General features: G+C 70.6%; 24 protein-coding genes. 12 read left to right on the top strand and 12 right to left on the bottom strand.

The window, feature by feature from the left end; translation table 11 throughout:
• Positions 1-74 precede the first annotated feature (74 nt).
• The 4 genes from HNP44_RS20855 to HNP44_RS20650 all read right to left on the bottom strand — a co-directional run bounded on the left by HNP44_RS20855 (position 75) and on the right by HNP44_RS20650 (position 4,103).
• Positions 75-431 (bottom strand): DUF222 domain-containing protein, encoded by a 357-nt coding sequence (locus HNP44_RS20855; RefSeq protein ID WP_259144732.1) that lies wholly within the window; start codon positions 429-431, stop codon positions 75-77.
• A gap of 244 nt (positions 432-675) precedes the next feature.
• Positions 676-1,983, bottom strand: a complete 1,308-nt coding sequence (locus HNP44_RS20660; RefSeq protein WP_310437701.1) for a KasA/KasB family beta-ketoacyl-ACP synthase — start codon at positions 1,981-1,983, stop codon at positions 676-678.
• Positions 1,984-2,024: 41 nt separating this feature from the next.
• Positions 2,025-3,176 carry a DUF7802 domain-containing protein gene (locus HNP44_RS20655; RefSeq protein WP_259144731.1) on the bottom strand — a complete coding sequence of 384 codons (1,152 nt, stop codon included), beginning with the start codon at positions 3,174-3,176 and terminating at the stop codon, positions 2,025-2,027.
• 3 nt (positions 3,177-3,179) lie between these two features.
• A complete protein-coding gene (locus HNP44_RS20650) occupies positions 3,180-4,103 on the bottom strand; it encodes a metal-dependent hydrolase (RefSeq protein ID WP_259144730.1) in 924 nt (307 codons plus the stop codon).
• 65 nt (positions 4,104-4,168) lie between these two features.
• Here HNP44_RS20650 and HNP44_RS20645 point away from each other — a divergent pair, with 65 nt between their 5' ends.
• From HNP44_RS20645 to HNP44_RS20620, 6 genes are all read left to right on the top strand, one after another.
• Positions 4,169-4,786 (top strand): TetR/AcrR family transcriptional regulator, encoded by a 618-nt coding sequence (locus HNP44_RS20645; protein ID WP_259144729.1) that lies wholly within the window; start codon positions 4,169-4,171, stop codon positions 4,784-4,786.
• A 97-nt stretch (positions 4,787-4,883) separates the two neighbouring features.
• Positions 4,884-6,329, top strand: coding sequence for an ethanolamine permease (gene eat / locus HNP44_RS20640; RefSeq protein WP_259144728.1), 1,446 nt, complete (start codon positions 4,884-4,886; stop codon positions 6,327-6,329).
• Positions 6,326-7,588, top strand: coding sequence for a haloacid dehalogenase-like hydrolase (locus HNP44_RS20635; RefSeq protein ID WP_259144727.1), 1,263 nt, complete (start codon positions 6,326-6,328; stop codon positions 7,586-7,588). Before eat ends, HNP44_RS20635 begins: the two co-directional genes overlap by 4 nt.
• Positions 7,589-7,613: 25 nt before the next feature.
• The gene (locus HNP44_RS20630; protein ID WP_259144726.1) at positions 7,614-9,029 is read left to right on the top strand and encodes an ethanolamine ammonia-lyase subunit EutB; all 1,416 of its coding nucleotides are present in this window, start codon (positions 7,614-7,616) and stop codon (positions 9,027-9,029) included.
• A complete protein-coding gene (gene eutC, locus HNP44_RS20625) occupies positions 9,026-9,844 on the top strand; it encodes an ethanolamine ammonia-lyase subunit EutC (protein ID WP_259144725.1) in 819 nt (272 codons plus the stop codon). The genes HNP44_RS20630 and eutC overlap by 4 nt, the downstream gene beginning before the upstream one ends.
• 25 nt (positions 9,845-9,869) lie before the next feature.
• Positions 9,870-10,133, top strand: a complete 264-nt coding sequence (locus HNP44_RS20620; RefSeq protein WP_259144723.1) for an Rv1893 family protein — start codon at positions 9,870-9,872, stop codon at positions 10,131-10,133.
• Here the strand turns inward: HNP44_RS20620 and HNP44_RS20615 are convergent, their stop codons facing one another.
• On the bottom strand, positions 10,134-10,793 hold the full coding sequence (locus tag HNP44_RS20615; RefSeq protein WP_259144721.1) for a helix-turn-helix transcriptional regulator: 660 nt from the start codon (positions 10,791-10,793) through the stop codon (positions 10,134-10,136).
• 178 nt (positions 10,794-10,971) lie between these two features.
• Between HNP44_RS20615 and HNP44_RS20610 the strand changes: the two genes are divergently transcribed.
• Both HNP44_RS20610 and HNP44_RS20605 read left to right on the top strand, forming a co-directional pair.
• Positions 10,972-11,469 (top strand): VOC family protein, encoded by a 498-nt coding sequence (locus tag HNP44_RS20610; RefSeq protein ID WP_259144719.1) that lies wholly within the window; start codon positions 10,972-10,974, stop codon positions 11,467-11,469.
• Positions 11,470-11,616: 147 nt separating this feature from the next.
• Positions 11,617-12,612 carry a glutathione S-transferase family protein gene (locus HNP44_RS20605; protein ID WP_259144718.1) on the top strand — a complete coding sequence of 332 codons (996 nt, stop codon included), beginning with the start codon at positions 11,617-11,619 and terminating at the stop codon, positions 12,610-12,612.
• On the opposite strand, the gene HNP44_RS20600 is transcribed toward HNP44_RS20605, so the two are convergent.
• Entirely contained in the window at positions 12,592-13,677 is a 1,086-nt protein-coding gene (locus HNP44_RS20600) for an alkene reductase (protein ID WP_259144717.1), read from the bottom strand. The genes HNP44_RS20605 and HNP44_RS20600 overlap by 21 nt on opposite strands.
• A gap of 41 nt (positions 13,678-13,718) precedes the next feature.
• Here HNP44_RS20600 and HNP44_RS20595 point away from each other — a divergent pair, with 41 nt between their 5' ends.
• Positions 13,719-14,108, top strand: a complete 390-nt coding sequence (locus HNP44_RS20595) for a MerR family transcriptional regulator (protein ID WP_259144716.1) — start codon at positions 13,719-13,721, stop codon at positions 14,106-14,108.
• Here the strand turns inward: HNP44_RS20595 and HNP44_RS20590 are convergent.
• Positions 14,074-14,868, bottom strand: a complete 795-nt coding sequence (locus HNP44_RS20590) for an alpha/beta fold hydrolase (RefSeq protein WP_259144715.1) — start codon at positions 14,866-14,868, stop codon at positions 14,074-14,076. The genes HNP44_RS20595 and HNP44_RS20590 overlap by 35 nt on opposite strands.
• Positions 14,865-15,689, bottom strand: a complete 825-nt coding sequence (locus HNP44_RS20585) for an aminoglycoside phosphotransferase family protein (RefSeq protein WP_259144714.1) — start codon at positions 15,687-15,689, stop codon at positions 14,865-14,867. The genes HNP44_RS20590 and HNP44_RS20585 overlap by 4 nt, the downstream gene beginning before the upstream one ends.
• Positions 15,690-15,786: 97 nt before the next feature.
• Here HNP44_RS20585 and HNP44_RS20580 point away from each other — a divergent pair, with 97 nt between their 5' ends.
• Positions 15,787-16,209, top strand: a complete 423-nt coding sequence (locus tag HNP44_RS20580; protein WP_259144741.1) for a nitroreductase family deazaflavin-dependent oxidoreductase — start codon at positions 15,787-15,789, stop codon at positions 16,207-16,209.
• Between the two features lie 8 nt (positions 16,210-16,217).
• Here the strand turns inward: HNP44_RS20580 and HNP44_RS20575 are convergent, their stop codons facing one another.
• Together HNP44_RS20575 and HNP44_RS20570 are read right to left on the bottom strand one after the other, a co-directional pair.
• A complete protein-coding gene (locus HNP44_RS20575) occupies positions 16,218-16,817 on the bottom strand; it encodes a hypothetical protein (RefSeq protein ID WP_259144711.1) in 600 nt (199 codons plus the stop codon).
• Positions 16,814-18,328 (bottom strand): MFS transporter, encoded by a 1,515-nt coding sequence (locus HNP44_RS20570; protein WP_259144710.1) that lies wholly within the window; start codon positions 18,326-18,328, stop codon positions 16,814-16,816. The genes HNP44_RS20575 and HNP44_RS20570 overlap by 4 nt, the downstream gene beginning before the upstream one ends.
• A gap of 104 nt (positions 18,329-18,432) precedes the next feature.
• On the opposite strand from HNP44_RS20570, the gene HNP44_RS20565 reads away from it, so the two are divergent.
• A complete protein-coding gene (locus tag HNP44_RS20565; RefSeq protein ID WP_259144709.1) occupies positions 18,433-19,095 on the top strand; it encodes a TetR/AcrR family transcriptional regulator in 663 nt (220 codons plus the stop codon).
• Positions 19,096-19,158: 63 nt separating this feature from the next.
• A complete protein-coding gene (locus HNP44_RS20560; RefSeq protein WP_259144708.1) occupies positions 19,159-20,949 on the top strand; it encodes a phosphocholine-specific phospholipase C in 1,791 nt (596 codons plus the stop codon).
• Here HNP44_RS20560 and HNP44_RS20555 read toward each other — a convergent pair.
• Both HNP44_RS20555 and HNP44_RS20550 read right to left on the bottom strand, forming a co-directional pair.
• Positions 20,924-21,910, bottom strand: a complete 987-nt coding sequence (locus HNP44_RS20555; RefSeq protein ID WP_259144707.1) for a HEAT repeat domain-containing protein — start codon at positions 21,908-21,910, stop codon at positions 20,924-20,926. The two genes, HNP44_RS20560 and HNP44_RS20555, sit on opposite strands and share 26 nt — an antisense overlap.
• 28 nt (positions 21,911-21,938) lie before the next feature.
• Positions 21,939-22,571 carry a HEAT repeat domain-containing protein gene (locus HNP44_RS20550; RefSeq protein WP_259144706.1) on the bottom strand — a complete coding sequence of 211 codons (633 nt, stop codon included), beginning with the start codon at positions 22,569-22,571 and terminating at the stop codon, positions 21,939-21,941.
• Positions 22,572-22,600 lie beyond the last annotated feature (29 nt).

The raw sequence follows: 22,600 nt of genomic DNA, 5'->3' as shown, positions 1-22,600 counted from the left end.
GAGGTGGGCGATGGTGCCCTGCCGATCCAACTCGTAGGCGACCTGCTGAACCTTGTCGGGTAGGTATCCGAGTCCTACGCCGTCGAGGGTCGCGGGTTCGCGCAGAGGAGCTCATCAGCGCGCCGCCGATCGTCCTCGTCGAGGTGTGCGACGCCGTGCACGATCTTCGGCACCGCTTCCGGTGAGATGTCACCGTCGCCCAGCCGAGCGAGCGTGTGCGGCAGGTTCCTTCGGAGTTCGCGGGCGCAAGAGAGGAAACCCGCGGCGCGCTTGACCGACATGCGCAGCGCGAGCCCGAGCTCGCCCGCGACCCCGATCTCCCATCGGTCCTGGGGCAGACCGGCGGCGATCCGCTCGGCGACTCGCGTCGCGAGGAGATCAGCCGCGAGGTTGTATTGTTCGAAAGTGACGCGGCGGCGAGTCATTTCCATCGAACGCAATCGATTGACGACGGAGTCTCCCGACCTGTGATCGGGAGGCTTATCTTCAGGTAGTTGAGTGTCTGTGTTCATGTCTTGAGCGTACTGCGCTCCACCGACAAGTTTTCGATTTAGCAAAACTCGATGTCGAACATCGGCGCGGATTCGTCCGCAGCTGGCCCCCACCGCGCACCGTCGGAAACGACAGAACCGGCGGTCGGGAACGAATCCCGACCGCCGGTCCTGATGAAGAAGATCAGTACTTGCCGAAGGCGAGTGCCACGTCGTGGCCGCCGAAACCGAACGAGTTGTTCAGCGCGTACTTGTAGTCGCCCTTGCGCGCCTCGCCGTGCACCACGTCGAGCTCGATCTCGGGGTCCTGGTTGTCCAGGTTGAGGGTCGGCGGGATGATCCCGTCGCGCAGCGACAGCACCGTCAGGGCCGCCTCGAGGGCGCCGACGGCGCCGATGGAGTGGCCCAGCGCGCCCTTCGGGGCGTAGATCGCCGCGTCGGTGCCGACGACGGCGTTGATGGCCTTGGCCTCGGCGGTGTCGCCGATCGGGGTCGCGGTGGCGTGCGCGTTGATGTAGTCGATGTCCTCGCGCTTGAGGCCGGCGGTCTCCATGGCGCGCTTCATGGCACGAGCGGCGCCGCCGCCCTCCACGTCGGGGGAGACCATGTGGTAGCCGTCGGAGGTGATGCCGGCGCCGAGCAGCCGCGCGATGGGCTTCGCGCCGCGCGCGAGGGCGTGCTCCTCGGTCTCGATGATCATCAGCGTCTGGGCCTCGCCGAAGACGAAGCCGTCGCGGTCCTTGTCGAACGGGCGCGAGGCGTGCAGCGGATCGTCGTTGCGGGTCGAGAGGGCACGCATCATGGCGAACGGGGCGATGACGGGGCTGTCGATCCGTCCCTCGATGCCGCCGCAGACCGCGATGTCGGCGTCGCCCATGACGATCTGGCGCCAGGCGTGGGCGATGGCCTCGTTGCCGGTCGAGCAGGCCGAGACGGGGGCGATGGCACCGGCGCGGGCGCCGATCTCCAGGGCCGAGACGGCGCAGGCGCCGTTCGGCATGGCCATCTGCACGGTGAACGGCGAGACCTTGCGGACGCCGTGATCGCGCAGCGCGTCGACGGCCTCGACCATCGACTCGCCGCCGCCGAGACCGGTGCCGACGACCGCCGCGAGGCGGTTGTGATCGACGTCGGGGCGGCCCGCGTTGTCCCAGAGGCGCTTGGTGATGACGTGTGCGGCCTGCTCCACGTAGGACATGCGGCGCTTGCTGACGTGCTGCTTGCTGATGTCGCCCGCGTACTTGCGGTCGGGACGCTCGGGGACCTCGGAGGTGGGGTCCTCGAGGAGCTGGCCGCCGAAGCGGACCGGGAGGTCGGCGATGTCGACGCCGATGAAATCGCCCTTGAGCTCGCGAATGCCGCTCTTACCGGCCAGGAGGCCCGCCCACGTGGACTCGGTGTCGGTGCCGATCGAGGTGGTCATCTCGATCGCGGTGACCACGACGTTGGGGAACTGTCCGCCGAGCGTGCTGAAACTCCGGATGTCTGCCATGACCTCCATGAAACAGGATCGAAACGCACATTCGGCTGTTCTCAGGTGAGAACTTCGCCCCCGTGTCTTGTGGGATCGTCACGAACCGTTCGGTTCACCCCTGCTCCGGGGCGTGTGACGGCAGTCACGACCCCGATCGCGATCACGAAACAGAGCAGAGTGAAGGGCAGGTTCCCGACGGGGTCGCAGGCCTCCGTCAGGCTGTCCTCGGCGCCGAAGAATGCCGGCAGGGCCGTCGCCCACAGCAGGCCGAAGACCAGCAGGTAGGCCACCGCGTACGCCTGGACCAGGCGGTTGCGGTGCGCCGGGATCGACGGTGCGTCGAGCCCGGGGGCCACGCACCGTCGGATCGCGTACAGGGCGGCCCCGGCCATGAGGGCCAGTTCCAGGGCGTAGACGGTGCCGCGCACCGTATCGCCGGCCAGGCCCAGGATTGTGGCGGGCAGGGGTAGGACGAACGTGCCCACCGAGGCGGCGAGCCCGATGACGACGGTGCGCCACACCAGCTGCGGGCCGGTGAACCGCGTGCCTGCGTCGACGTGCCGCCCGACCATGAACTGCACGCACAGCGCCAGCGACATCGGCCACAGCGCCGCGAAGACCACCACCGAGCCCATCGGGACGGAGGCGAAGAACGGCAGGTTGATGGGATTCTCCGGCGCCCACTCCCACCAGCGCAGCTGCGGTCCGAGGTGGTCGAAGATCTCGTAGAAGGCGCCGTGCACCAGCCCGACGGTGCACGCCCCGAGGACGATCCCGCACCGTCGGAAGACGCCGAGCATGCGGACGATCTCGAAGGACATCGTCGCCATCATCGGATAGATCGCGACGATGTACAGGGGCAGTCGACCCCAGAGGAACTCGACCGTGAAGAGGTTGTGCGCGAACATCGTGTCCACGTAGCCGTCGATGCCGAAGGCTCCGGGGAAGTAGAGCGGCGGCTCGATGACGAACAGGTAGGCGGTGGCCCCGAACCAGACGGCCAGGTTCGTCGCATCGCCGGCGCGTCGCCATCGTCGGACGGCGTGGATCAGCATGAGGACTGAGCCGACGATGATCGTCAGCTCCAGCACCGGCAGCGTCCAGTTCTCCAACTGGAGCGGGCTACGCACCGAGACGAGGCCCCCGGTGTCGTCGCAGGTGAAGCCCATCCGGCGCGCGAGCGCGTCGAAGGTCGTCGTGCACAGGTCCATCGGTCAGGCCCCGATCGCCGCGTCCGAGGCGTACCAGCGCGTGCAGTCGACGCCGCTGTCGTAGCGGCGCAACCACTCATCGGCGAGCACCGGCAGGTTCTCGTGCGCCGGATCGTGCAGCGGCATCTGGCTGCGGATGATGCCCTTCATGGCGACAGCCTGTTCGGCTTTCGGGAGCACGTCGAAGGCGCGCGGCATGGCGCCCTTCGTCAAGTGCGGCGCCACCGCGACCAACATCTTCTGCTTGAGCCGGTACCGGCCGAACATCGATAGGGCGTCGACCTGCCGATCCCGCAGCGGCACATGCTGGTTGAAGCCGGCGCACGCGATGCGGATCACCTTGAGCACGTGGGCGAAGATCGACGGCGCCATCCGCATCCGGTACACCTCGCTGCCGACGATCGCGTTGTAGATGATGAGCGCGGAGCTGCGGTGCTCGACTTCCTCCACGAAGTGCCACAGGAACATCGACGCCACCCGGTCGTCGCCGGGGCGGAACAGCGCCTCCTCGTTGTCGAGCATGAGCTTGAAGACGGGGGTGAACGTCGCCTCCAGGTCTGCGGTGTACGCCAGCCGGTAGTCGGTCGAGGTCGCCTCGGTGAGCAGGTCGAACTCGCCGATCACGGCGTCCATGGTGTTCTCCAGGCCGGGGTACTGGGCGATGAGGGCCTGGACGTGCCGACGGTGCGCGGTCGAGTGGTGCCCCTCCTGCTGCATGAACGCCGTCGCTTCCGCGGCGACCTGGGGGTCGGTGAACTCCTTGCGCAACTGCAGGATCAGCTTGACGATCATCTTCTCGAAGCCCACGGCGAGGAAGCTGACCGCGTTCATCATCGACGAGAAGGCGGGGTTGTCCGGGTTCCACAGGAAGGGCACGGGCGCCTCGTCGAAGTGGAAGTCCATCTTGCGGGGGTGCAGGTCCGTCATGAGGTGAACATACACATAGAACACGTTCTGTATGATGCGAACGCGCGAAGCTGTAGCCTGGGGCGATGGTACGCAGGGGATGGGGCGGAACGCCGCCGGCCGGCGACGACGAGGCTGCTGTGCGCATCGTGGCCGCCGCGGTCGAACTCATCGGCGAGCGCGGCACCACGTCGATCGCGGAGGTCGCCGACGCGCTGGGCGTGATCCGGCAGACCGTCTACCGGTACTTCCCGACGGTCGACGCGCTGCTCCAGGCCGCGGCCGTGCAGGCGGTCGGCGCCTTCCTCGACAGGCTCGCCGCGCACCTGCGCGGCATCGGCGACCCTGCCGACGCTGTTGTCGAAGGGATCATCTTCACTCTCGATCAGGTGCCACGCGCCCCGCATCTGCGGCTCATGCTGGCGGGGGAGTACTCGCACGCCGAGGCGATCGCCTCCGGCCAGGCCATGGCCTTCGGAATGACCATGATCCAACGCTTCGACGTCGACTGGCCCGCCCACGGCTACGACGAGGCGCGGCTGCGCGAACTCGTCGAGTTCCAGCTGCGCATCATGCAGTCCTTCTTCATCTCCCCGGGCGACCCGCCCCGAACGCAGGACGAGCTGCGCGAGTACCTACACCGCTGGGTGGCCCCCGCGGTCCTCGACCTGCGCTGCAACCCTGCTGCAACTCTTGACTCGTAGTGTTCCAGATCACACCGACAAGACCCGTCGGTGAAACACGCCGATCCGATTCCGGAAACACGCCGGGAACAGGATCGACCGTGATCAGGAGGCCCACATGAGTACCGAGCGCCAGGCGCCGAACCAGCTCCACCACGACGGGGTGGACGCCACCATCGAGTCCGACGACTACCTCGCCAAACGCACCCTCCGGTCGGGTTCCGCCGGCTGGGTGCTGCTGGCGGGCCTGGGCGTGAGCTACGTGATCTCCGGCGATTACGCTGGCTGGAACAACGGGCTCGCACAGGGCGGCTGGGGCGGCCTCGCGATCGCCGCGGTGATCATCGCCGGCATGTACCTCGCGATGGTCCTCGGCATGGCAGAGATGTCCTCGGCGCTGCCCGCGGCAGGCGGCGGCTACACCTTCGCGCGCCGCGCGATGGGGCCCTGGGGCGGCTACGCCACCGGCATCGCGATCCTCATCGAGTACTCGATCGCGCCCGCCGCCATCGCGACGTTCATCGGCTCGTACGTCGAATCTCTCAACTTGTTCGGGATCACCGACGGCTGGTGGGTGTACCTGTTCGTCTACGCGCTCTTCATCGGCATCCACCTGACGGGCGCCGGCGAGGCGCTCAAGGCGATGTTCGTGATCACCGCGATCGCGCTGGTGGGCCTGGTGGTCTTCGCGGTCTTCGCCATCGGGAAGTTCGACGCCCACAAGCTCACCGACATCGCCGTCACCGATGCCACGGGTGCCTCCAGCTGGCTCCCGTTCGGCTACCTCGGCATCTGGGCCGCCGTGCCCTTCGCGATCTGGTTCTTCCTCGCCATCGAGGGCGTCCCGCTCGCCGCAGAGGAGGCGCGCGAGCCCGAGAAGAACGTGCCCCGCGGCATCATCGTCGCGATGCTCATCCTCGTCGTGACCGGCGCGACGGTCTTCTTGCTCGCCCCCGGCGCCGTCGGCGCGAACGCCATGGCCGCGTCGGGCAACCCGCTCGTGGAGGCATTGGGCGACGGCACCGCCGCGAAGGTGGTCAACTACATCGGCCTGGCCGGCCTGGTCGCGAGCTTCTTCTCCATCATGTACGCCTACTCTCGTCAGACCTTCGCGCTCTCGCGCGCCGGCTACCTCCCCAAGAGCCTCTCGGTCACCAACGCCCGCAAGGCGCCGGTGCTCGCTCTGATCGTTCCCGGGGCGATCGGCTTCGCGCTGTCGCTCACCGGCGAGGGCCCGATGCTGCTCAACATGGCCGTCTTCGGCGCCGCTGTGAGCTACGTGCTCATGATGATCAGCCACATCGTGCTCCGCCGGCGCGAGCCCGACATGCCGCGCCCATACCGCACCCCGGGTGGCACCGTCACCACCTCGTTCGCTCTCGTAATCGCCTGCGCCGCCGTGGTCGCGACGTTCCTCGTCGACCCGACGGCGGCGGGACTGACCCTCGCGGCGTTCGCCGCCTTCCTCGTCTACTTCGGCGTGTACAGCCGCCACCATCTGGTGGCCAACTCGCCCGACGAAGAGTTCGCCGCCCTCGCCGACGCCGAGCGGGACCTGAAGTGAGGCGGATCCGCGCGGCCGTCACCGCCGCCGCCCTCCTGGCGCTCGCCCCGATCGCGGCCTGCACCACGAACGAAACGCAGGACAAGGCCGGCGAGTGCCGCGCACTCGCCCCGGACGCGGGCTGGTACGGCGACAACCACGACCGTCTGCAGAAGCTGATCGCCGAGCGCGGTCACTGCGGCGCCGCCCACGACGGCGCCGCCCCCGTCGCCCTGTTCGACTGGGACAACACCGTGGTGCGCAACGACATCGGCTCCGCGACCGCGTACTGGATGATCCGCACCGGCAAGATCCGGCAGCCCGCGAACGGCGACTGGCGCACGACCAGCCGCTACCTCGTCCCCGAGGCGGCGCAGGCCCTCGCGGAGGCGTGCCCGACCACGCTCGCGGCCCCGGGCGCACCGCTGCCCACCGATCGCGACACCCGCTGTGCGGACGCGCTCGTCGCCGTGGTCGACGATGCGGAGATCGGCGGGAAGCCCGCCTTCGCCGGCTTCGACCACCGTCGCATGGAGCCCGCGTACGCGTGGGTCGTCCAGCTCATGGCCGGCTACACCGAGGCCGAGATCGAGGACTTCGCGAAGACCGCCCGCACGGAGGCGCTGGCCGCGGCCGAGGGCGCGAAGCAGCGCGTCGGCACCACCGAGGTCGCCGCCTGGGTGCGCTATTACGCGCAGATCAAGGACCTCATCGGGACGCTCGTCACCAATGGCTTCGACGTCCGGATCATCTCCGCGTCGGCGCAGCCGGTGGTCCGGGCCTGGGCGCCCGAGGTGGGCCTCGCGCCGGACAAACTGATCGGCATCCGCCCCGTCGTCGCGGACGGGAAGATCGCCCCGCATCTGCGCGGCTGCGGAGACGTCCCCGACGGCGACGACTCGATGATCAACTACATCGACGGCAAGCGCTGCCTGGTCAACCAGGAGGTCCTGGGCATCACGGGGGCGGCGGCCTGGCAGCAGGCGCCCGCGGACCGTCGGCAGGTGCTCTCCGCCGGCGACTCGGTCACCGACATCACCTTCCTCGGCGACGCGACCGGCCTGCGCCTGGTGATCAACCGCAACGTTCCCGAGCTGATGTGCACGGCGTACGCCGACGCGGACGACAAGTGGCTCGTGAACCCCATGTTCATCGAGCCCAAGCCGCAGGCGAAGCCCTACGCGTGCGCGACCGCGGGCACCGACGCCGCCGGGGCGAAGGTGCCGGTCCGCGGCGCCGACGGCGCCCCGCTGGGCTCCGTCGCGGATACCGTCTACTAGAAGCCACCTCACGAACGGAGCAATCATGATCCGCAGCCAATCCGTGCGCGGGGAGACCTTCACCTTCACCTCGATGGCGGACCTGCTGGCGAAGGCCACGCCGCTGCGCTCCGGCGACCAGCTCGCCGGCTGCGCGGCGGCCTCCGACGCCGAGCGGGCCGCCGCGAAGTGGGCCCTCGCCGACGTCCCGCTCACGGCACTCCTCGAGGAGCTCGTCGTGCCGTACGAGTCCGACGAGGTCACGCGCCTCATCATCGACAGCCACGACCGGGCGGCCTTCGCGCCGATCGCGCACCTCACCGTCGGGGACCTCCGGGACCTCCTCCTGCGGATCTCCGTGGCCGACGATGCCGGTGCCCGGCTCGCCGCGCTCGGCCCGGCCCTCACCCCGGAGATGGTGGCGGCGGTCAGCAAGCTGATGCGCAACCAGGACCTCATCGCCGTGGCGCGGGCGGTCCGGGTCATCGCAGGCTTTCGGACGACGGTCGGCCTGCCGGGCACGCTCGCCACGCGCCTGCAGCCGAACCACCCGACAGACGACCCGCGCGGCATCGCCGCCGCCACCCTCGACGGCCTCCTGCTCGGCTGTGGCGACGCGGTGATCGGCATCAACCCCGCCACCGACTCGCCGCACGCGACTTCCGACCTCCTGCACCTGCTCGACGAGGTCCGCACGCGCTTCGACATCCCGACCCAGTCGTGCGTGCTCAGCCACGTCACCACCACGCTCGGGCTCATCGAGCAGGGCGCCCCGGTCGACCTGGTCTTCCAGTCGATCGCCGGCACCGAGGGAGCGAACTCCGCTTTCGGCGTGACGATCTCGCTGTTGGACGAGGCCAATGCCGCCGCGCGCGAGTTGGGGCGCGGCACCGTCGGGAACAACGTCATGTATCTGGAGACCGGCCAGGGCTCCGCGCTCTCGTCCGGCACCCACCTCGGCACCGACGGCGCGCCCGTCGACCAGCAGACCCTCGAGACCCGCGCCTATGCCGTGGCCCGGCACCTCGACCCGCTACTGGTCAATACCGTGGTGGGCTTCATCGGTCCCGAGTACCTCTACGACGGCAAGCAGATCACGCGCGCCGGTCTCGAGGACCACTTCTGCGGCAAGCTCCTGGGCCTGCCGATGGGCGTCGACGTCTGCTACACCAACCACGCCGAGGCCGACCAGGACGACATGGACGACCTGCTCACGCTGCTCGCCGTGGCGGGGGTGTCGTTCGTCATCACGGTGCCCGGCGCCGACGACGTGATGCTCGGCTATCAGTCGCTCGCCTTCCACGATGCGCTCTACGTGCGCCGCGCACTCGGGCTGCGGCCCGCGCCGGAGTTCGACGCCTGGCTCGCGCGGCAGGGCATGACCGACGAGGCCGGCGGCCTCCGTGATGTGGCCGTCGAGGCGTCTCCGCTGCGCGAGCTCGCAGCAGGGGTCTCTCGGTGAGCGCGCCCGAGCGTTCGGGCGGTACCGAGCGTCGGCCCGCGGACGGTGCCTTCTGGGACGCCCTGCGCACGACGACCCAGTCGCGGATCGGGCTGGGGCGCACCGGCGATGCGCTGCCCACGCGTCGCGTCCTCGAGTTCGCCGCCGCGCACGCCGCGGCGCGCGATGCAGTCCACCAGCCGCTCGACGCCGACGACCTCGTCGCCCGTGCCAGAGACCTGGGACTCGGCGAACCCGCCGTCGTCACCAGTCGCGCCGCCGATCGGGGCGAGTACCTCCGCCGCCCCGACCTGGGCCGCGAGCCCGCTGACCTGTCCGACCTCCCGACGGTGTCCGACGGTGCCGCCGACGTCGCCCTCGTCCTGGCGGACGGGCTCTCGCCCCGCGCCCTCACCGACCACGGCGTCGCATTGGCCGCCGCGATCCTCGCCGCACTACCGCCCGACGTCACCGTCTCGCCACCGATCATCGCCACGCAGTCGCGTGTCGCGCTGGGGGATCACGTGGCGCGGGCGCTCGGCGTGCGCACTTTGCTGGTGCTCATCGGCGAGCGCCCCGGCCTGTCCGTCGCCGACAGTCTCGGCATCTACCTGACCCACCGCGCCGACCCCGACGACTTCGGCGCGGGCGTTACCGACGCGCATCGCAACTGCATCTCCAACATCCACCCGCCGGAGGGGCTCGGCTACACCGACGCCGCCCGCATCGCGGCGAGCCTCGTCGTCGGGGCCCGGCGGCTGGGCCGTTCCGGCGTCGATCTCAAGGACACCTCTCGCGCGGAACTGGATGCCTCTGACCTGCGCGGACTAGGCTGAGCTCAGCGGAGCGAAGGAGAGCGCCATGATCGGCAAGCTGATCCGGGAGAACATCGAGGCGGTCACCAAGATCGCGGCGGACTCGGTCCGCAAGTCCGGCGAGATCGTCGAGGGCGCCGGGGAGGTGCTCACGGGTGACCTGAAAGGCGGCATCAGCCGGATCGCCACCAGCGCGGCGGACATCGCCACGGAGGCGACTGCTGAGGGCGTCAAGCTGGCGAGCGAGAACCTCGATACGGCGAGAGCGGCGTCGGACGGAGTCGCCGACAGGGTGACTCGCAAGGACTGATCACTGCGCGGTCCGGCGGTAGCCGCCGGGCGTGAAGCCGAGGACTTTGCGGAAGTCCCGGACGAGGTGCGACTGGTCGGCATAGCTCAGGTCCGCGGCGATGGCGGCGATCGACGTCTGCGGTTCCGTGCTCACCAGGTGCGCCGCGTGCTGCAGCCGTCGGCGGTGGATCAGCGCGAGCGGCGTCAGCCCCACGAACCGGCGGGTGAGTCGCTGCGCCGTCCGCGGCGAGACGCCGATCGCCGCCGCCGCGTCCTCGACAGTGAGGATATCCTCGTCCTCCTCAATGGCCACGACCAGGCGATTGGCGAGCTCGGCGTCGTCGGACACCGTCGGAACCCGTGCGGTGAGCCAGGATTCGACCGCGACGCACGCGCCTGCGAGGTCCCCGCGGCGCATCGCCGCGGCGACGGCCTCGTGCAACTCAGGGGCGTCGACGGCGGGATAGGCGTCCAGGATTGCGCGAGCGTCGTCGGTCACGGCCGGCGTCGCCGCGGGCCGCAGCAGCGCGCCGACGGCCCACCCGGTGCCGACGAGATCGCGGTGCGAGCGCTCCGTGGTCGCGCCCGCGAGCCCGACGAGGTCGGGCTCGACCACGAGGTTGAGGGCGGGGAAGGCCAGTACATCTGCCGGGACGTGCGGCCGGGTGCGATCTCCCACTGCGAGATCCAGAACCAGCGCACCAGCTGGTCCGCGGCGGGGGAGGCCGCCCGGCGCTCGAAGGTGGGCAACTGCGCCGGGTAGAGAATGCCGCGGGGGTTCACGGATCGATCGTAGGCCCGACGTCTGTCGCGAATGTTCAATCAGCGGGGCGGCCGCCGCTCGTAGCGTTACGGGCATGACAGAGAACATCACCGCCGCGAGCGGTGCACACACGACCGACGGCGTCCCGCACTCCTTCTCCTCGCTGACGCCCTTCCTCGCGATCCCGAACGCGAAGGCCGCGATCGACTTCTACACCGCGGTGTTCGGGGCCCGCTCGCTCGGCGTCACGGAGATGGGCGGCGTCGTCGTCCACGCGGAGCTCGACTTCGGCAACGGGCGCCTCCAGCTGGCTGAGCCCAACCCGCAGTTCGGCCTCGTTCCCATGCCCGACGGCGACGCCGACTGCTACTCGCTGGGGCTGTACTGCAGCAGCGTCGATGACGTGGTCGCGCGCGCTGAGGCCGCGGGTGCGACGGTTCGGGAGCCGGTGGCGAACTTCGTCTCCGGCGACCGGTTCGCCAGCATCCGTGATCCGTTCGGCGTGCGCTGGTCGATCATGACCCGCGTCGAGGACCTCAGCGACGAGGAGAGCGCTGCCCGCGTCGAGGTGTGGGCGGCAGCGCAGGGCTGACGACTAGTCGGCGACCTGGGCCGGGATCGGGTCCAGCGGCTCCGGGGTGTCCTGCGGGAGATCGACGCAGGCTCTACCGGCGGGCAATGGTTGTGTCGGGTAACGATCACTCGACGTTACCCCGCGGGCGTCACTACCCTTGATGGCATGAGCGAGGAACAGGGCAGCTACGTCACCGAGAATCAGCCGTACGAGCGCGACACCCGGTACATCGAGACCCGCATCACCCGGGATGGTCGCGACGGCTATCCCGTAGAGCCGGGCCGGTACCGGCTCGTCGCTTCGTACGCCTGCCCCTGGGCCACCCGCACCATCATCGTGCGGCGGCTGTTGGGTCTTGAGGACGCGATCTCCCTCGGCATCGCCGGCCCCACGCACGACAAGCGGTCGTGGACCTTCGACCTCGATCCCGGCGGCCTCGATCCGGTGCTGCAGATCCCGCGTCTGCAGGACGCCTATTTCACGCGCGTCCCCGACTACCCGAAGGGCATCACGGTGCCTGCGATCGTCGACGTCCCGACGGGTGCCGTCGTCACCAACGACTTCCCGCAGATCACCATCGACTTCTCGCTCGAGTGGACCGACTTCCATCGGCCCGGAGCGCCGCAGCTCTACCCCGAGGATCTGCGCGGGGAGATCGACGAGGTGAACAAGCTGGTCTACCGCGACGTCAACAACGGCGTCTACCGCTGCGGCTTCGCCGGCTCGCAGGAGTCCTACGTCGCTGCGTACGACCAGCTCTTCTCCCGGCTCGACTGGCTCTCCGAGCGCCTCGCCACGCAGCGGTACCTGGTGGGCGACACCATCACGGAGGCTGATGTGCGGCTGTTCACCACGCTGGCCCGGTTCGATCCGGTCTACCACGGTCACTTCAAGTGCAACCGGTCGAAGCTCAGCGAGATGCCGGTGCTGTGGGCCTACGCGCGGGACCTGTTCCAGACGCCGGGCTTCGGCGATTCCACGCACTTCGACCACATCAAGCGGCACTACTACGAGGTGCACCGCGACATCAACCCGTCGGGCATCGTACCGAAGGGGCCGGACCTGCAGAACTGGTTCACTCCGCACGGCCGGGAGAAGCTGGGCGGCAGCCCCTTCGGCGCCGGCACCGCGCCCGCGCCGCTACCGATCCCCGCGGGCTGAGACGGCGGCGCACGGGTAGTCGGAGTAGCCCTCGGCGGTGCAGCCGTAGAGCACGTCCTCGCGGATCGCCGACAACGGCAGGGCTCGGCGGATCCGTTCCACCAGGTCGGGGTTCGCGATGAACGCGCGGCCGAAGGAGACCAGGTCGGCACCGTCGGCCAGGGCCCGCTCGGCGGCGGGCGCCGACGTAGGAGCACGGTTCTCGCCCACGTTCGCGATGACGGTGCCGTCGAAGCGCGGTCGGAGGTCAGCCAGCGCGGGGTAGTCGTCGTTGTCGGTGAGGTGCAGGTACATCAGGCCGCGGCGGTTCAGCTCGTCGACGAGGCCGCGGTACAGCTCAGCGGGATCGCGCTCGATCATGGAGAACTGCGGGTTTCCGGGCGAGAGCCGGATGGCCGTGCGCTCGGCGCCGACGGCGTCGGACACCGCGTCGACCACCTCGAGCGCGAAGCGCATCCGGTTCGCGGCCGACTCACCGTAGCGGTCGTCGCGCAGGTTCGTGTTGTCCGCGAGGAACTGGTGGATCAGGTAGCTGTTGGCGCCGTGCAGCTCCACCCCGTCGAAGCCTGCCGCCGTAGCCCGCCGCGCGGAGGCAGCGTAATGCTCGACCGTGGCCTCGATCTCGGCGATCGACATCGTTGCGGGCCGGGGCCAGGCAGCCTTGGAACCGTCGAGCAGGTGCAGCACGTCGCCGTCGGGCACCGCCGACGGTCCCGCGGGCACCGAACCGTCGATCCGAGCGTCGGGGTGGCCCTTGCGCCCGCCGTGCATGAGTTGCGCGACGATCCGGCCGCCCTCGGCGTGCACGGCGTCGACGACCCGGGCCCACGCGCGCTCGTGACGGTCCGTCGCGAGCCCGGGCACCCGGGCCTCGCTCTGCCCGGACGAATGGGGCCACATGCCTTCGGTGACGATCAGGCCCGCGCCGGCACGCTGGCGGTAGTAGTCGGCGACATCGGCGGTCGGGGAGCCGTCGGGCTCGGAGCGCAGGCGCGTCATCGGCGCCATGACGATGCGATTCGGGAGGACGAGGGTCCGGCTGCGGTACGGCGTGAGGAGTGACATGTCCGTACGCTAGAACCTGACACCGATGTGAGGGGCAAGCGATGCGGATCGGCGAACTCGCGGAGCGCACCGGGGTGAGCGTGCGCTCGCTGCGGTACTACGAGGAGAAGGGCCTGCTCGCGTCGACGCGGACAGCGGCCGGGCAGCGCGTCTATCCCGAGCGGGCCGTCGACCGGGTGGTGCGCATCCAGGAGTTGTTCGCCGCCGGCCTCGCCAGCGGCGTGATCGCCCAGCTCCTGCCGTGCATCCACGACGAGGACGGATCGCCGAACGAGACGGCCACGCCCTGGCTCGCCGCCACCCTGCGCGCGGAACGCGCCCGGATCGACGAGGGCATCCGCGACCTGCAGCGGGCGCGGGAGGTGCTCGACGAGGTGATCGACACCGCCGGGTCCGTCACCGATCCCCGTGCCGCCGCAGGAAATCGATGACGGTCTCGGCGGTCCGCTCGGGCTCCTGCTCCGCCGGGTAGTGGCCCGATTCCTCCAGCACTGCGCCGCGGACGTCGGACGCCACCGGGAGCAGGCCCTCCGCGACGGCCGTCCCCATTGCGTACCGTCCGCCGATCGCCAGGACGGGGGTGCGGATCGGGGCCGCGCGTAGCTCCGCCGTATCGGCGAGATCGGCCGCGCGGGTGCGGTAGTGCGCGAGCCCCGCGACGTGGACCTCGGTGGGGCGGTAGGCGTCGACGTACGCGCCCAGGACCGCAGGATCGAGTCCGGCGGGTCCGGCGCTCTGCTGCAGGAAGGCGCCGTAGAACGCGTCCTCCCGCCTGGGGACGAGGCTCTCGGCGAGCCCCGGCGCGCGGTTGAACGCGCCGTGCCAGTCCGGATAGTGCTCGCTGCCCGGCGACGGGACCGCCACGTCGATCCCGGGCAGGATCTCCTCCTCGACGACGAGCGCGGAGACGGTCTCGGGCGCCACGGCCGCCAGGTGGACCGCGACCGTCCCGCCCCAGTCGTGGCCGATCACCGCGCACCGCGCGATCCCGTCCGCGGCGAGCCGATCATGTACCCGCGCCGCAAGCGCACTCTTCCGGAATTCCCCCGTTCCGTCGTCGCCGGAGCCGAGGCCGGGCAGCGTGATCGCGAGGGGTTCGAACCCGGCGTCCCTCAGCTGCGGGGCCAGGTGTTGCCAATGCAGGTCGGTGACGGGCCAGCCGTGCAACAAGACGACCGGGAGGCCGGTCACGACGTCGCCCCCGCGAGGTGCGCGGCGGCGAGATCGGCGACCGCGAAGTCCCGGTCCCGCTCCTCGGTCTCGTCGTCCTCGTCGAACCACGCGGCCGACAGCCCCGCGAAGGCGAGTACCCATTGGAGCAGGCGCTCACGCGGCAGGCCGGACTCGGCGACGATCACGTTGAGCTGTCGGGCGAACCGGGCGGGGTCCGCCGCGGTCGGCAGATCGGGGTTGGTCAACAGGTTCGCGTAGTCGTAGCTGCGCTCGCCGGCGACGCACTTGGGGTCGATGGCCAGCCAGCCCCGGTCGCCGAAGTCGAGGACGTTGTCGTGGTGCACGTCGCCGTGCAGGACCACCTCGTCGCGCGGGTCCGCGAGGAGGGCCTCCGCCGCCTCCCAGGACCGGGCGTACCGAGGGGCCTCATCGCGGACCGCCGCGAGCGAGGCGAACCATTCCCGCAGGGGGACGAGCTCGGTCGCGGGGCCCCCGGGGCGCCGCCGGTGTAGGTGCGCGACGGTGCCGCACAGGATCCGGGTGGCCTCGTCGTCCTGGCCGTCCAGTGCCATCGCCATGAGGTCGCCGGTGCCCGTTGCGCGCTCCATCAGCACGGTGTCGCTCGCGTGCGCGAAGACCTCCGCGGCCCCGTCGCCTCCCCACCAGCGCAGGACCGCGGTGCCGGCCCGCTCCTCGGGAGTGTTGGCCCGCTTCAGCATCGCGGGCCGGCCCTTCCATCGCACGGGGAGCAGGTCGCTGCCGGGCGTGGCGATGGGGGCACCGTCGGGAGTGAGGTCCCAGCGGTCGAGGGTCTCGCGCCACGCATCGAGTGGTTGCACGACATTCGACTCTACTGGCGCGCATCATGGTCCGATGAGCGACAGCACGGGCGAGCCCTCGGTGGCGATGGCGCGGGTACGGGCGCATGATGAAGCCGTGAGCGACTTCAATCAGGGCATCATCGACGAGTTCCGCGCCAACAACGGCACCGTGACCGCCATGGGCTTCGGGCGGGCACTCGCGCTCGTCCACAGCACGGGCGCCAAATCCGGCGAGCCGCGGGTCAACCCGCTGGCCGCCATCCACGACGACGAGGGCTGGCTGCTGCCCGCGTCCGCCGGCGGATCGCCGAAGAACCCCGCCTGGTACCACAACCTCAAAGCCCACCCGGACATCGAGATCGAGTACCCGAACGACGAGGGCGGCGTCTCTACTGCGCAGGTCACCGCGACGGAGTTGACCGGTGCCGCGCGCGACGAGGCGTGGGCCCGGTTCGTCGCGCGGTCGAGCGGCTTCGCCGAGTACGAGCAGGCCGCGCAGGGGCGCGTGATCCCGGTCTTCCGGTTGACCCCGCGCTGACCCGCCGGTCACCTCCGGTAAAGGGCTGCCGTCACTGCCCCGAGGGCCACGTCGACATGGTCGCCCGGCAATAGCTTCCGCAGGAGCGCCGCGTCCATGTACTCACCGGCGTCGATGGCGGCCTGCGCATCGGCCTCCTCGCCCGAGTACTCGTCGTCACCGTCGTCGGCCCCGGCGTCGTAGCTCTCCTGCGCATAATCCAGGATCCATGACGCGCTATCGACGTAGTGTTCGTCGACCGTCAGGCCGTCGACGTGACCGACGACGGTCCAGGCGGCCCCGTCGTAGCCGTAGGCGAAGTTCGCGTGGCCGATGTCGGGGTCCGGCGCGACGAACCACCACGCCGGTGCGCCGGCGGCGATCAGATCGTCGCGGCCCTGCAGGTCGATGTCGCCCACGCCGCGGTCGAAACCGACGATCGACGCGCGACCGTCGGGAAGCGGGGCCAGGTCGAACCAGGATCCGCCGCCGTCCTCCAGGTGCGCGATCCCATCCGCTATCGGGCCGAGGCCCGGCTCTCGGAAGACTGCGGCCTGCAGGGCCGCCCATACCGCGGTGGTCGACCAGAGCGCAGCGGGCGAACCGAGTTCAATGGGGGAACGGGTCATTCCACGAAGATAGTCTCCGCGGCTCCTGCCGCTGAGCGCCCCACCGGCTGAGACTCCGGCGTCCGGTCGCGCATCACGACGAAGGCGGCGACCGCCGTCGCGACCAGGATCAGGCTCGAGACGCCGACGGTCGTGGTGACCGCGTCGACCCAGGCCGAGCGGGCGGCGTCAGCGAGCGCGGCACCGTCCGGCCCCGCGATCCCGTCCGCGCGCGACAGGGTGTCGCCGAGCGTGCGCGACATCCCGTCGTGCCGGGTGAAGACGGCCGTCGCGACCGAGCCGAGCACCGCGAGCCCCGTGGCGGTGCCGAGCTCGAAGCTCATCTCCGACATCGACGAGGCCTGTCCGGCCCGCTCCGGCGGCGCCGCGGCGAGCGCCACCGACGAGACGAAGGTGAACAGCGTGCCGTAGCCCACCCCTGCGACCACCGTCCCGAGCACGTACAGCCAGGCGGTACCGTCGGTCCCGAGCCCGACGAGCAGCAGCTGACCCACGGCCGAGAACAGCAGCGAGGTCACGAAGGTGCCGCGTCGTCCGAGGTACTGCTCGATCCACGGTGCCCGCATCGAGAAGTAGGCGACGACCGCCGCCGCGGGCAGGCCCAACAGGGCCGCCGCGAGCACGTCGAAGCCGACCACAGACTGCAGGTAGATGCCCGTGAGGTAGGACATCGAGCTCAGCGTCGAGATCGCCAGGATGGTGCCCGCGATCGCCATCGCGAAGTACCGGTTGCGGAACAGGTCGAACGGGATCAGCGGATGGGGCGTGCGGCGCTGCTGCCCGATGAATGCGACGAGCATGACCGCACCGGCGGTCCCGACCGCTAGCGTGGTTCCGTCGATGCCGTGCCCGGCCGCCGCCTTCACCGCGTACACGAGCGGGAAGATCGCCGCCATCGACAGCGCGACGCCCACCAGGTCGAAGCGCGCCGCCGAATCACTGCGGAACTCGGGGATCAGCAACGGGCCGGCCACGAGGAACGCGAGGAAGACCGGCGCGTTGATGAGGAAGACCGAGCCCCACCAGAAGTGGTGTAGCAGCACGCCGCCGATGACCGGTCCGACGGCCATGCCGAACGAGAACGCTGCGGTCCATACGCCGATCGCGATGCCGCGGGCCTTCGGGGCGCGGAAGATGTTGGCGATCAGCGCGAGGCTGGCCGGCAGCAGGGTCGCGCCGCCGACGCCCATGAGGGCGCGAGCGGCGATGAGCAGGGCCGGGGTCGGTGCGAATGCGGCGATCACCGAGGCGACGCCGAACAGCCCGGCACCCCAGGTCATGAGGCGGCGGCGTCCCCAGCGGTCGCCGAGGTTGCCCATCGTGATGAGCAGTCCCGCCAGCATGAACGGGTAGATGTCCAGAATCCACAGTTGCTCGGCCGACGTCGGGTTCAGCGCGGCGCTGAGGTGGGGCATCGCCAGGTACAGCACCGACGCGTCCATCGAGACCAGGAACACCGGCAGGAGCAGCGCGGCGAGACCGGCCCAAGCGCGGCGCGGGGTGGTGGACACGAGAACTCCTCAGGACATTTCGGCAAGCGCGTACGGCGTACGCAAGAAGACTGGGTACACTGTACGCAGCATCGTCGATCCCGGTCAACGGAGAAAGGGCGCTGGTGTCCGAGACCACTCTGACCCGCGAGGCCATTGTGGCCGAGGCGGTCCGTCTCGCGGACGAGGGCGGCCTGGAGAAGGTCTCCATGCGCCGCGTCGCCGACGCGCTCGGCGCGGGCGCGATGTCGCTGTACCGCCATGTGCCCGACAAGGACACTCTGGTCCGCGATATGGCGGCAGCCGTGGGCGCGGAGTATCTGTACCCGCCGGACCTGATCGGCGATCCGGATTGGCGCATGCGCACGCACGTCGCCGCGGAGGCGGACATGCGCCTCTATCTGCATCATCCGTGGGTGCTGCTGGCGCACTCGATGCCGCGCGCTGCCATGGCGCCGTCGGCGGTCTCGTGCTTCCACTGGCTCGTCGAGGCCTTCACGCACCTCACCAGGACGGTCGCCGAATCCGCCGAGCTCACGCTCCACGTCTGGAACCACGTGCAGGGCGCGGGCATCGGCGCCGTTGGCCCCCATCTGCTCGCTCCGGGCTCCTCGCTCGAGGGCGCGGGCTTCGTCGCCGACCTCTCGCGCAACCCCCTTGTCGAGGAGTTTCCGCTGCTCAGGGAGCTCGTCGCGGTCGAACGGCCGGACCTGTGCGCGGCCATGCCATTGCTCCACTCCGGTATCGACGCGCTGTGTGAGGGCTTCGCAGTCCGCTATCGGCGCTGAACCGTCGTCGTCCGTTCAGGGCGGCGCCACCACCGATTCAACCGGATCGGTCAGCGTGAGGTCGTGAGCATTGCGAATCGGCGCACGTTCCTCAGGGGAGCCCTCGCGGGCGGTATCGTCGCGGGCATGGGCCAGCTCCCGTCGTCGCTGAGCGAAGCGCTGGCGCAGCCCGCCCCGCCGGGCGGGCTCGACGGCTTGGAGCACGTGATCTTCCTGATGCAGGAGAACCGCTCCTTCGACCACTACTACGGCGCGCTCCGCGGCGTACGCGGCTTCGCCGACCCCGCCGCGATCCGCCTGCGCACCGGGCACGACGTCTTCCTCCAACCCACCCGCTCGGGGTTGACGGTGCCGCCCTTCCCCGTTCGGGGCGCTGCCGACCGTCAGCGCATGGACGCCGAGAACATCGACGCGCTCGATCACACCTGGAAGGGCGGTCACGCAGCGCTTGCGGACGGCTGGCACGACGGCTGGATCACCGCGAAGACCGACTCGACGATGGCCTATTACGACCGCACGGACATCCCGTTCCACTACGCGCTCGCCGACGCCTTCACGATCTGCGACCACTACTACTGCAGCTCGCCGACGTCGACATCGCCGAACCGCAACTTCTTCTTCTCCGGCACCACCGGCTACGAGCCGGGAACAGGGGAGCGCGCCGTCGAGAACACCGCATACGACCGCGGTCACCCGGGCTACGACTGGCCGTGCATCGGCGAGATCCTGCAGCGCGCGGGCGTCTCCTGGCAGGTGTACCAGGAGTGGGACAACTTCACGGACAACAACATCGAGTTCTTCCGCCGCTTCAAGGCCGTGTCGAAGGCCGTCTTCGCCGACTTCGGCACGGAGATCGACGACTTCTACCAGGGCCTCCGGCGGCTGCCCGCCGAGGAGGCGGACCGTCGATCAGGCGAGGTGGACGCCCGAGCCCGGACCCTGGGCGCCGAGGATCGTGCCCTGTTCTTCCGCGGCCTGCGCCGCGCAGCCACCGGCACCCTCACTGACCGGATCGCCGCCGACATTGCCGCCGGTAGCCTGCCGACGGTCAGCTACGTCGTGGCCTCCGAGCGGGAATCGGAGCACCCCAGCGGCTCCTCGCCGCGCGCCTCGGCGAACCTGGTGCACCGCATCCTCGACGCCCTCGGGCGCAACCCCGAGGTGTGGCGGAAGACGGCGCTGTTCCTGCTCTACGACGAGAACGATGGCTACTTCGACCACGTCCCGCCGCCTCGTCCGCCCCGCGACCGACGCGACGAATGGGTCGGCGACCTACCGCTCGGGCTCGGTGACCGCGTGCCCATGACGATCGTCTCGCCGTGGACGGTCGGCGGGTACGTCGCCTCGGAGACCTTCGACCACACTTCCACGCTGCGCTTCCTCGAGCGTTGGCTCGGCATCTCCGTGCCGGCGATCTCCGGCTGGCGGCGCACCGTCTGCGGCGATCTCACCAGCGCCTTCGACTTCCTTGCACCGCAGGCGCTTCCGGCGCGGTCGCGTCCGCGGTCGGTGGGCTCGCTCAGTCCGCGCTGGAAGCCGCACGCGCCCGCCGTCGGGCGGCGACCCGGCCAAGAGCCGGGCGAGCGCCACGCGCGGCCCGTGCCCTACGTCCCCGGGGCCACCGCGGCCCCCGGGCCCGACGGTGTCCGCGTCCGCCTGTCCAACGCGGGGACGCGATCCGCGCACTTCACGCTCTTCCCCTACCACGCACCGGATTCCGTGCCGCTGCACGCCGACGTGCTCGGCGAGCACGAACTGGTGGTTCCCGCACCGGGCGGGCGCTACGACCTTCTGGTCCTCGGCCCCGCGGGCGAGCACTGGGAGTTCGTCAGCGAGCCGTCCGCCGCAGGATGAACGCGGCGGTGCCCGCGATCCGCGCGTCGGCGTCGGCGGCGAGTTCGCGCAGCGCCTCCACCGCGCCGGCCGTGGGGATCTCCGCGAGGGCCTGCACCACTCGCTGGCGCACCGGGTAGTCGCCCGAATCCCGGGCGAGCGCCGCGAGTTCAGCGCTGATCGTCTCCCCGGCGGGATCCGCGGCCGCGATCGCCCCGAGCGACTCCGCGGCGTCGACGTCCTTCTCGCCCTCCCACACCATGCGCAGCAACTGCGGCGCGGCCGTGGCATCGCCGCGCCCACCGAGGGCGACGGCGGCGACCACGCGCACCGCACCATCGTCGTGGTCGAGCACGGATCGCAGTGCCCCGTCCTGACCGGGGACCTCGGCGAGAGCCAGGACGGCGCGGTGCCGCACGGCCGGATCGGGGGAATCGAGCGCGTCGACAAGGGGAGTGAGGTCCTCGCCGCCGGCCTGCGCCAGTGCCCAGCGCAGGGCGCCCGCCACATTGGTGCTCTCCTCCTTGAGCAGGGCCTCGGCCAGCGCGTCGGTGGGAGCCCGGCCCGCGCTCGTGAGCGCGGCGCGCTGCCGCGCGGCGGGAGCGGCGCTGTCGAGCCGGGAGAGCAGGCCCACGACGTCGAGGACCTGCTCCCAGCCGGTAGGCCCGGTGGCCGCGACCTGGCGCAACCGCTCCAGCAGCTCGGTCTCCAGCCGGATGCGCTCCCGGCTCCGCGCGATCATGTCGGCCACCAGGTGATCCGGCGCGAACGAAGGGTCGTCGAGCGCGCGGCCGATCTCCTTGAGCGACAGCCCCAGTGAACGGAGGCTCTCGACGTGGAAGATCCGGCGGATGTCGTCGTCGGAGTACTCCCGGTACCCCGACGACGACCGCTGGGACGGCCGGACGAGTCCTAGCGCGTCGTAGTGCCGGAGCATCCGCGCGCTGACGCCGGAGCGCCGCGCCACCTCGCCGATCTGCATCGTCCGTCCGTCCCGTCCGTCCCGTCGGTCACTCCGGTCGGCCGAGGGCCGCCACCCGTTGCGCCTCGTGCACCGAGCCTGCGAACCCGGAATCCGGGTCCTCGAGCAGCTGCAGGGTCTGCGCCACGTGCTCCCGTGCGGCGCCCGTCGCCGTGGGTGCGTCTCGGAGCTCGGCGACGCCCTCGTCGCCGAACGCGATGATCGCCCGGCTCAGGCTCCGGCGGGTCTCCGCACCGCCGCGACCTAACTGTCCGACCAGAGCGCGGGCGGCGGACCGTCGGGCTTCGGCGTCCGGAGCCAGCGCCCCGGCCGTGCGCCATGCCGCCTTCGCGACCTCGTCGTCGGCGTCGCCCGCGAGGGCCAGGACCTCACCGAACGCGGCCGCGGACTCGGCGCCGCCGATCTTCGACAGCGAGTGCAGCGCCTGGCTCCGGGCCTGCGCGACCGGGGAGGCGAGCTCGGCGCGGAGCAGCGGGAACGTCGCCGCGGCGGGCAGCCGGGTCAGGGCCCAGGTGAGCATGTCGCGGACGAAGAAGTCAGGCTCGACCGCGCAGCGCGCAACGAGCGCCGCGGCGTCGACGCTCCCGGGGGAAGTCCCGGCGTCGAGGGCCGCGCGCAGGCGGATCGAGGCGTTCTGATGATCGAGCAGGGTCCGGGCCATGGTGGCCACCTCCTTGAATCGTCGGTGGC

This window comes from Tsukamurella ocularis (assembly GCF_024807615.1).
Classification (GTDB): Bacteria; Actinomycetota; Actinomycetes; order Mycobacteriales; family Mycobacteriaceae; genus Tsukamurella; species Tsukamurella ocularis.
Note: the sequence above shows the minus strand (reverse complement) of the source record. Positions and strands in the feature narration are given on the sequence as shown.